At 39.9% G+C, this 10,089-nt stretch carries 9 protein-coding genes; 7 read left to right on the top strand and 2 right to left on the bottom strand.

Translation table 11 applies throughout. From position 1 onward, the window contains the following. Positions 1-326: 326 nt before the first annotated feature. The 6 genes from glgB to ADI86_RS03360 all read left to right on the top strand — a co-directional run bounded on the left by glgB (position 327) and on the right by ADI86_RS03360 (position 7,878). Positions 327-2,255, top strand: coding sequence for a 1,4-alpha-glucan branching protein GlgB (gene glgB / locus ADI86_RS03335; RefSeq protein WP_049531784.1), 1,929 nt, complete (start codon positions 327-329; stop codon positions 2,253-2,255). Further along, positions 2,245-3,387, top strand: coding sequence for a glucose-1-phosphate adenylyltransferase (locus tag ADI86_RS03340; protein ID WP_049531785.1), 1,143 nt, complete (start codon positions 2,245-2,247; stop codon positions 3,385-3,387). The genes glgB and ADI86_RS03340 overlap by 11 nt, the downstream gene beginning before the upstream one ends. After that, a complete protein-coding gene (gene glgD, locus ADI86_RS03345; RefSeq protein WP_049531786.1) occupies positions 3,377-4,516 on the top strand; it encodes a glucose-1-phosphate adenylyltransferase subunit GlgD in 1,140 nt (379 codons plus the stop codon). Before ADI86_RS03340 ends, glgD begins: the two co-directional genes overlap by 11 nt. After that, positions 4,513-5,946, top strand: coding sequence for a glycogen synthase GlgA (gene glgA, locus ADI86_RS03350; RefSeq protein WP_049531787.1), 1,434 nt, complete (start codon positions 4,513-4,515; stop codon positions 5,944-5,946). Before glgD ends, glgA begins: the two co-directional genes overlap by 4 nt. A 163-nt stretch (positions 5,947-6,109) precedes the next feature. Beyond that, positions 6,110-6,754: a phosphoserine phosphatase SerB gene (gene serB / locus ADI86_RS03355; protein WP_049531788.1), complete on the top strand. Its 645-nt coding sequence runs from the start codon at positions 6,110-6,112 to the stop codon at positions 6,752-6,754. A gap of 8 nt (positions 6,755-6,762) precedes the next feature. Further along, a complete protein-coding gene (locus ADI86_RS03360) occupies positions 6,763-7,878 on the top strand; it encodes a glycerate kinase (protein ID WP_049531789.1) in 1,116 nt (371 codons plus the stop codon). On the opposite strand, the gene ADI86_RS03365 is transcribed toward ADI86_RS03360, so the two are convergent. Continuing rightward, complete coding sequence (locus ADI86_RS03365; RefSeq protein WP_049531790.1) at positions 7,875-8,321, bottom strand: DUF1694 domain-containing protein; 447 nt, start codon at positions 8,319-8,321, stop codon at positions 7,875-7,877. The genes ADI86_RS03360 and ADI86_RS03365 overlap by 4 nt on opposite strands. Positions 8,322-8,486: 165 nt before the next feature. Between ADI86_RS03365 and eno the strand changes: the two genes are divergently transcribed. Further along, positions 8,487-9,791, top strand: a complete 1,305-nt coding sequence (eno, locus tag ADI86_RS03370; protein WP_049531791.1) for a surface-displayed alpha-enolase — start codon at positions 8,487-8,489, stop codon at positions 9,789-9,791. Positions 9,792-9,866: 75 nt separating this feature from the next. Here eno and ADI86_RS03375 read toward each other — a convergent pair. After that, a partial coding sequence (locus tag ADI86_RS03375; RefSeq protein ID WP_049531792.1) for an ISL3 family transposase occupies positions 9,867-10,089 on the bottom strand: 223 nt, incomplete at its 5' end.

Raw genomic sequence — 10,089 nt, forward strand, 5'->3', positions numbered from 1 at the left:
TTAAAGTGTTTGAACACTTGATAGGGTGTCTTTTTATTATGGCTTGAAGCCATAATATAAAATCAGGAAATTCGTTTCCTGGTTTATTTTTTTACTTAAAATTATATTTTTGCTAGGAAAATAACGAACTTTATGATAGTATAATAAAAAAACAATTCGTTTTCAAAACATTTCTGAAAATTTCTTGATTTACAAGTGAATACATCAGTGAATTTGTTGAAGACTTTCAAAAGATTTTTTTGCAAATTCCGTAATTTACTTGAATCTTCCCTAAAAAGGTAGTATAATAAATCTATAGAAAACGCTTACAGAAAATGGGAGGTATTATGGATAAAAGAGAAGCTTTGCGCACCTTTATGACAGGTGAGAATTTTCACCTTCAGCATTATCTAGGAGCACATAGGGAAGAGCTAAATGGAGAGTACGGTTATACATTTCGTGTATGGGCTCCCAATGCTCAGGCTGTTCACTTGGTAGGGGATTTCACCAACTGGGTTGAAAATCAAATTCCGATGGAACGAAATGAATTTGGAGTCTGGGAAGTCTTTACTAGTCTTGCTCAAGAAAGCCAAATTTACAAGTACCATATCACACGTGCAAATGGTCATCAGCTTATGAAGATTGACCCTTTGGCTGTACGGTATGAGGCACGACCTGGTACTGGGGCTATTTTAACAGAAATTCCAGAGAAAAAATGGAAGGATGGTCTCTGGTTAGCTCGTAGAAAACGCTTGAGCTTTGAAGAGCGCCCTGTCAATATTTACGAGGCTCATGCTGGCTCTTGGAAGAGAAATCCTGATGGCAGTCCCTATAGTTTTGCTCAATTGAAAGATGAACTCATTCCTTACTTGGTTGAGATGAACTATACTCACATTGAGTTTATGCCCTTGATGTCTCACCCTCTCGGTTTGAGTTGGGGTTATCAGCTTATGGGTTACTTTGCTTTAGAGCATGCCTATGGTCGTCCTGAAGAATTTCAAGATTTTGTTGAGGAATGTCATTTAAACAATATCGGTGTTATTGTTGACTGGGTACCTGGTCACTTCACCATTAATGATGATGCCTTAGCCTACTATGATGGGACGCCTACTTTTGAGTACCAGGACCATAATAAGGCTCATAACTACGGTTGGGGCGCACTCAATTTTGACCTTGGAAAGAATGAAGTCCAGTCTTTCTTGATTTCTAGTATTAAGTTTTGGATTGACTTTTACCATTTGGACGGTATTCGCGTGGATGCAGTGAGCAATATGCTCTATCTTGACTACGATGATGCTCCATGGACACCTAATAAAGATGGAGGCAATCTCAACTACGAAGGCTATTATTTCTTAAAACGTTTGAATGATGTCATTAAACAAGCTCATCCAGACGTTATGATGATAGCTGAGGAAAGTTCATCAGCTACTCAGATTACTGACACCAAGGATTCAGATGGTCTTGGATTTGATTACAAATGGAATATGGGTTGGATGAATGATATCCTCCGATTCTACGAAGAAGACCCAATTTACCGTAAGTATGACTTTAATTTAGTGACTTTCAGCTTTATGTATGTCTTCAAGGAGAATTATCTCTTACCATTCTCGCACGATGAAGTAGTTCATGGCAAGAAGAGCATGATGCACAAGATGTGGGGAGATCGTTATAATCAATTCGCAGGCTTGCGCAATCTCTACACTTACCAAATTTGTCACCCAGGTAAAAAATTGCTCTTCATGGGTAGCGAATATGGGCAATTCCTAGAATGGAAATCTGAAGAACAGTTGGAATGGTCCAACCTAGAAGACCCAATGAATGCTAAGATGAAGGATTTCACTTCTCAGCTAAACCAGTTTTACAAAGACCATCGCTGTCTGTGGGAAATCGATACTAGCTATGATGGTATTGAAATCATCGATGCGGATAATCGAGACCAGAGTGTCCTTTCCTTCATTCGTAAGGGTAAGAAGGATGATATGTTAGTCTGTGTCTTTAATATGGCACCTGTTGAACGAAAAGATTTTACAATCGGACTTCCTGTTGCAGGGATTTACGAAGAAGTCTGGAATACTGAGTTAGAAGAGTGGGGCGGTGTTTGGAGAGAGCATAATCAAACTGTGCAAACGCAAGAAGGACTATGGAAAGATTATGAGCAGACTTTAACATTTACCCTACCGGCTATGGGAGCAAGTGTTTGGAAAATCAAGCGTCGCTTGAAACCTACTAAAACTGTCACAAGTAAAAACCAAAAAGGAGTAGAAAATGAAGAATGAAATGTTAGCTTTGATTCTTGCTGGTGGGCAAGGAACTCGTCTCGGTAAACTCACTCAAAGCATCGCAAAACCAGCTGTGCAATTTGGTGGGCGCTACCGTATCATTGACTTTGCTCTTTCAAACTGTGCCAACTCAGGTATCAACAATGTTGGAGTCATTACACAGTACCAACCACTTGCTCTCAACAACCATATTGGTAACGGTTCAAGCTGGGGACTAGATGGTATCAATTCTGGTGTCTCTATTCTTCAACCTTATTCTGCAAGTGAAGGAAATCGTTGGTTTGAGGGGACAAGCCATGCTATTTACCAAAATATTGATTATATCGACAGTGTTAATCCTGAGTATGTTTTGATTCTGTCTGGAGACCACATCTACAAAATGGACTATGATGATATGCTCCAGTCTCACAAGGATAATAATGCTAGTTTGACAGTAGCAGTTCTTGATGTTCCCCTTAAAGAAGCAAGTCGTTTTGGAATCATGAACACAGATGCAAATAACCGCATTGTTGAATTTGAAGAAAAACCAGCTCAACCTAAATCTACCAAAGCTTCTATGGGGATTTATATCTTTGATTGGCAACGTCTCCGCAATATGCTTGTTGCTGCTGAAAAGAGCAAGGTTGACATGTCAGACTTTGGTAAGAATGTCATTCCAAATTACCTTGAGTCAGGTGAAAGTGTCTATGCCTATGAATTTAGTGGTTACTGGAAAGATGTCGGTACGATTGAGTCACTTTGGGAAGCGAACATGGAGTATATTTCTCCAGAAAATGCCTTAGATAGCCGTAACCGTCAATGGAAGATTTATTCAAGAAATTTGATTTCACCACCAAACTTCCTCGGGGCAAATGCTGATGTGGAAGACTCATTAGTTGTAGACGGATGTTTCGTTGATGGAACTGTTAAACATTCTATCCTTTCAACAGGCGCGCAAGTTCGCGAAGGGGCGGAAGTTGTTGATTCAGTTATCATGAGTGGAGCTATCATTGGTCAAGGAGCTAAGATTAAACGTGCCATTATTGGTGAAGGTGCAATTATTTCTGACGGTGTCGAAATTGATGGAACAGATGAAGTACAAGTTGTAGGATATGATGAAGTAGTGGGGGTAGCAACAGATGAAGATTGATAAATATTCTGCCATTTTAGGAAACACAGTTGGTTTTCACGATATGGCGACATTGACAGACCACCGTCCAGTAGCTAGTTTGCCATTTGGTGGGAAATATCGCTTGATCGACTTCCCACTTTCAAGTCTTGCTAATGCAGGTGTTCGTAGTGTCTTTGGTATTTTCCAACAGGATAATATCAGCTCAGTCTTTGACCATATTCGTTCTGGACGTGAGTGGGGCTTGTCAACCCTTCTTAGTCACTATTATCTAGGGATTTACAATACCCGTGTGGAAAGTAGCACAGTTGGAAAAGAATACTACCAACAGTTGCTTACTTATTTGAAACGTTCTGGCTCAAACCAAACAGTTTCACTCAACTGTGATGTTCTGATTAATATTGATTTGAATCAAGTATTCCATCTACACAGTACAACAAAAGGGCCTATCACTGTAGTTTATAAAAAACTACCTAAAAAAGACATTTCAGAAGTAAATGCAATCTTGGACGTAGATGAAACAGATCATGTTCGTTCTCATAAACTCTTTGATGGCAAATCAACAGATGAAGTTTACAATATGTCCACAGATATCTTTGTCGTTGACACACCTTGGTTGATTGAACGTTTAGAAGAAGAAGCTAAGAAAGAACATCCAGAGAAATTGCGCTATGTACTACGTGATTTGGCTGCAAAAGAAGGGGCTTTTGCCTACGAATACACAGGTTATCTGGCAAATATTCATTCTGTAGAGTCTTATTACCAAGCTAACAAAGATATGCTTGAATCTCAAAAATTTTACTCTCTCTTTACTCCAAACCAAAAGATTTATACAAAGGTTAAGAATGAAGAACCAACTTACTACGCTAACACATCTAAGGTAAGCACTTCTCAGTTTGCTTCTGGTAGTATCATTGAAGGTCAAGTGGCTAATTCTGTCTTATCACGTAATATTCATGTTCACAAGGATAGCTTGGTTAAAGATAGCCTACTCTTCCCTCGTGTTGTGATTGGAGAAGGAGCTCAGGTCGAATATGCTATCTTGGACAAGGGTGTGGAAGTTGCGGATGGCGTTGTGATTCGAGGAACGGCAGAGCATCCAGTTGTCGTTAAGAAAGATGCTAAAGTAACAGAGGATATTCATTCATGAAAATTTTATTTGTAGCAGCAGAGGGTGCACCCTTTTCAAAAACAGGTGGTTTGGGAGACGTCATTGGTGCTCTTCCCAAATCACTGGTAAAAGCTGGACATGAAGTTGCAGTGATTTTACCCTACTATGACATGGTAGAGGCTAAATTTGGAAATCAGGTTGAAGATGTTCTTCATTTTGAGGTGAGTGTTGGTTGGCGCAGACAGTACTGTGGGATTAAGAAAACAGTCTTAAACAGTGTAACCTTCTACTTTATTGACAACCAATATTATTTCTTCCGCGGTCATGTTTACGGTGATTTTGATGACGGAGAACGCTTTGCTTTCTTCCAACTTGCTGCCGTTGAGGCTATGGAAAGAATTGACTTTATCCCTGACCTTCTCCATGTTCATGACTACCATACAGCTATGATTCCGTTCTTGTTAAAGGAAAAATACCGTTGGATTCAAGCCTATCAAGGAATTAAAACTGTTTTAACCATTCATAATTTGGAATTCCAAGGACAGTTTTCTGAAGGAATGTTGTGGGATTTGTTTGGAGTTGGCTTTGAGCGTTATGCTGATGGCACCCTTCGCTGGAACAACTGTCTGAACTGGATGAAGGCTGGTATTCTTTACGCAGACCGTGTTTCAACCGTTTCACCTAGCTATGCTCATGAAATTATGACCAGCCAGTTCGGATGTAACTTGGATCAGATTCTTCGAATGGAGTCTGGTAAAGTTTCTGGTATCGTGAATGGGATTGATGCTGATTTGTATAATCCTCAGACGGATACCCTTTTAGACTATCATTTTAGTCAGGAAGATTTGTCTGGAAAAGCCCAGAATAAGGCAAAATTACAAGAGAGAGTTGGTTTGCCAGTTAGATCTGACGTTCCATTGGTGGGAATTGTTTCTCGTTTGACACGTCAAAAAGGTTTTGATGTGGTGGTGGAAGGTCTGCACCATATCTTGCAAGAAGATGTTCAGATTGTTCTTTTGGGAACTGGCGATTCTGCCTTTGAAGGAGCTTTCTCATGGTTTGCTCAGATTTATCCTGATAAGCTATCATCTAATATCACTTTTGATGTCAAACTAGCTCAAGAAATCTACGCTGCCTGTGACCTCTTCCTCATGCCGAGTCGTTTTGAACCGTGTGGCTTGTCTCAAATGATGGCTATGCGTTACGGAACCTTGCCATTAGTCCATGAAGTTGGTGGATTGCGAGATACCGTTCAAGCCTTTAATCCGATTGAAGGAAGCGGTACTGGCTTTAGCTTTGACAATCTATCTCCTTATTGGTTAAATTGGACTTTCCAAACAGCTTTGGACTTGTATAGAAACCATCCAGACATTTGGAGAAATCTACAAAAACAAGCTATGGAGTGTGATTTCTCATGGGATACAGCCTGCAAGTCATACCTTGACTTGTACCATAGTTTAGTTGATTAATAGATAAAATCGTATGATGACTTCATACGATTTTTGGGCTATTTATACTCTTCGAAAATCTCTTCAAACCGCATCAACGTCGCCTTGTCGTACTCAAGTACAGCCTACGGCTAGTTTCCTAGTTTGTTCTTTGATTTTCATTGAGTATTAGAGAGGAGAAATTATGTCTCAAGTAAAAGGCTTGTGTGTTATGGATGTTGATGGAACTTTAATCTTAGAAGAAGTGATTGATTTGTTGGGAAGAGAGGTAGGTCGTGAGGAGGAAATTTCGCAGATTACAAGTCGGGCAATGCGAGGAGAGATAGACTTTGAAAGCAGTTTAAGAAAAAGAGTTTCCTTGTTGGAAGGCCTTCCTATTTCGGTCTTTGATAAAGTCTGTAACTCTATTTATCTATCGCCAAATGCCCAAGAATTCATCTCTATTCTCCAAAAGAATGGTATCCTTGTCGGTCTAGTGTCCGGTGGTTTTACACCAATAGTTGATAGATTAGCAAAATCCCTCGGTATTGCCTATTTCTCTGCCAATAAACTTGAAGTCAAAGACGGTCTTGTGACAGGAAAATTAGTCGGACAAATTATCAGTCCCGAGGTTAAAAAAGAGACTCTGGAACAATGGAGAAAGGAACTAAAACTTCCTAAAGAAAGCACAGTTGCAATCGGTGATGGTGCTAATGATTTATTCATGTTGAAGTCGGCGGGATTAGGAATCGCCTTTTGTGCCAAAGAAGTACTCAAAAAAGAAATACCGATTCATGTTGATAAGAGGGATTTTTTAGAAGTACTTCCTTTGATTGACTGTTTAGAATGAGGGAAAATATGAAGATTGTAATTGCACCAGATTCGTTTAAGGAAAGCTTGTCCGCTCAACAGGTAGCTGAAGCAATAAAAAGAGGCTTCCAACAATCGATAGCAGATGTAGAATGTCTCCTCTGCCCTGTTGGTGATGGTGGCGAAGGTACTGTTGATGCTATTCGACATTCTCTTGACCTAGAAGAAAAATGGATCCAAGTTACAGGACCTTTTGGACAAAAAGAAGCCATGCGCTATTTTCAAAAAGGGGAACTGGCACTCTTTGAAGTTGCCGACTTGGTTGGCCTTGGAAAGATTCCGCTAGAGAAACGAAATCCACTTCAAATCCAAACTTGTGGAATTGGAGAGTTGATTCGCCATCTCGTTGCTCAAGGGATTAAAGATATCCATATTGGCGTTGGTGGTACGGCTAGTAATGACGGAGGACTGGGGATTGCTGCTGGTTTGGGTTATCGATTTTATGATAGGGATGGAAATGTCTTGCCTGCATGCGGTCAATCCTTACTAAAATTAGCTTCTGTTTCAACAGAAAATTGCTATGAAATTCCTGAAGGAGTTCAAATTAATATTTTAGCAGATGTTGTGAGTCCCTTGTGTGGTCATCAATGGGCAACCTCTACTTTTGGAAAACAAAAAGGCCTAGATCATACTAAGTTTGAGACCGTGGATCAGGCAATTCAAGATTTTTATGGAAAAGTTTCACCTGCAACATTGGAAATTAAAGGAGCAGGAGCTGGTGGAGGCATTGCTGGTGACTTGTGTGCCTTTGCTCAGGCCAATATTGTGTCTGGTATTGATACCTGCTTGAACTTAATCAACTTTGATAAGAAAGTGGCATATGCTGACTTGGTTATTGTTGGAGAAGGAAGGCTAGATCGTCAAAGTTTAGCAGGTAAAGCGCCTATAGGTGTTACAAAAAGAACCCCTGCCGGAGTTCCTGTGATTGCTATTTGCGGTAGTCTTGCTGAAGATTTACCTCCCTTACCATTTGAAAATATCCAAGCGGCCTTTTCTATTTTGGAGAAATGCGAACCTTTGGAAGATAGTTTGAAAAATGCCAGTCTCTATCTGGAGCACACGGCTGCCAATATTGGGCGTTTATTAAGTATGCGCAATATTTAGCCAAACCATTTCTTCCATAAGGATGTTTTGGCTGGTTCTTCCTTTTTAACTTCCCAAAGTTTAGCAAAAGCAAGTCGAAGGTCCTTTTCTTCTACTTGAACTGGTGCATTACTATGGATAATCAGGCCAAAAGGAGAAGAAGTATGCTCTTCAGATACTATGGTTGCTTGACTATTCGTTTCTTTTGCTTCTTTTAAGTAGAAAACTTGCTTATCAAATTCGATATTTGGCGAAATCTTCACAAATAGTGGCTCTGCCTTTTCCTGAAGGTTTTCTAAAATAGATAAAAAGCCTTTTTCTAGCTGAGGGCTATTTGCCGTGTCAATATCTGCATATCCAAGAACTCTTTCCTCAAAAGTACCAAGATAGCGTCTTTGCTCATCCGGATTTAATTTTGACCCACCATGAGCTTTTTCAAGTAATTGTTTTGATAAATCTGTCATAAAAACAGTATATCATAAAAGTTAGAATAAAACAGACAAAAAGAAAGCGATTACTTTATAAAGTTAAGGAAAATTTGCACAAAGATAACGTTTTTTCTTGAAAAAGGAGGGTATTTAAGGTATTATAGAGGTGTAAAAAATTTTAACTCATAAGGAGAGTAAAAAATGTCAATTATTACTGATGTTTACGCTCGCGAAGTCCTAGACTCACGCGGTAACCCAACACTTGAAGTAGAAGTTTACACTGAATCAGGTGCTTTCGGACGTGGTATGGTTCCATCAGGAGCTTCTACTGGTGAACACGAAGCAGTTGAACTTCGCGATGGTGACAAATCTCGTTACGGTGGTCTTGGTACACAAAAAGCTGTTGACAACGTAAACAACATCATTGCTGAAGCTATCATCGGCTACGATGTACGTGATCAACAAGCTATCGACCGTGCTATGATCGCTCTTGACGGTACTCCTAACAAAGGTAAATTGGGTGCGAACGCAATCCTTGGTGTGTCTATCGCTGTAGCTCGTGCTGCTGCTGACTACCTTGAAATCCCACTTTACAGCTACCTTGGTGGATTCAACACTAAAGTTCTTCCAACTCCAATGATGAACATCATCAACGGTGGTTCTCACTCAGATGCTCCAATCGCTTTCCAAGAATTCATGATCGTACCTGCTGGTGCACCTACATTCAAAGAAGCTCTTCGTTGGGGTGCTGAAATCTTCCACGCTCTTAAGAAAATCCTTAAAGGTCGTGGTTTGGAAACTGCCGTAGGTGACGAAGGTGGATTCGCTCCTCGTTTCGAAGGAACTGAAGATGGTGTTGAAACAATCCTTGCTGCTATCGAAGCTGCTGGATATGTTCCAGGTAAAGACGTATTTATCGGATTTGACTGTGCATCATCAGAGTTCTACGATAAAGAACGTAAAGTTTACGATTACACTAAATTCGAAGGTGAAGGAGCTGCTGTTCGTACTTCTGCAGAACAAATCGATTACCTTGAAGAATTGGTAAACAAATACCCAATCATCACTATCGAAGATGGTATGGACGAAAACGACTGGGACGGATGGAAAGCTCTTACTGAACGTCTTGGTGGTAAAGTTCAATTGGTTGGTGACGACTTCTTCGTAACAAACACTGCTTACCTTGAAAGAGGTATCGCTGAAGGCGCTGCTAACTCAATCCTTATCAAAGTTAACCAAATCGGTACTCTTACTGAAACATTCGACGCTATCGAAATGGCTAAAGAAGCTGGTTACACTGCTGTTGTATCACACCGTTCTGGTGAAACTGAAGATTCAACAATCGCTGACATCGCAGTTGCAACAAACGCAGGACAAATCAAGACTGGTTCACTTTCACGTACAGACCGTATCGCTAAATATAACCAATTGCTTCGTATCGAAGACCAACTTGGTGAAGTAGCTGAATACCGTGGATTGAAATCATTCTACAACTTGAAAAAATAAAATAGTTCAGTGAACTATTTTATCCTGAACCTTGAAATTCAGGCTCTTTGTCAACTGTAGTGGGTTGAAGAAAAGCTAAGATCTAGAAAGGACACATTTCGTCCTTTCTTTTTTGATGTTCAGAGCGATAAAAATCCTTTTTTTGAAGTTTTCAAAGTTTCGAAATCCAAATGCATTTCGCTTGATAAGTTTGATGAGATTATTAGTCGCTTCTAATTTGGCGTTAGAATAGGGAAGTTGAAGGGCGTTGACGATTTTCTCTTTGTCCTTTAGAAAGGTTTTAAAGACAGTCTGAAAA

It is taken from the genome of Streptococcus pseudopneumoniae (assembly GCF_001074975.1).
GTDB lineage: Bacteria > Bacillota > Bacilli > Lactobacillales > Streptococcaceae > Streptococcus > Streptococcus pseudopneumoniae_D.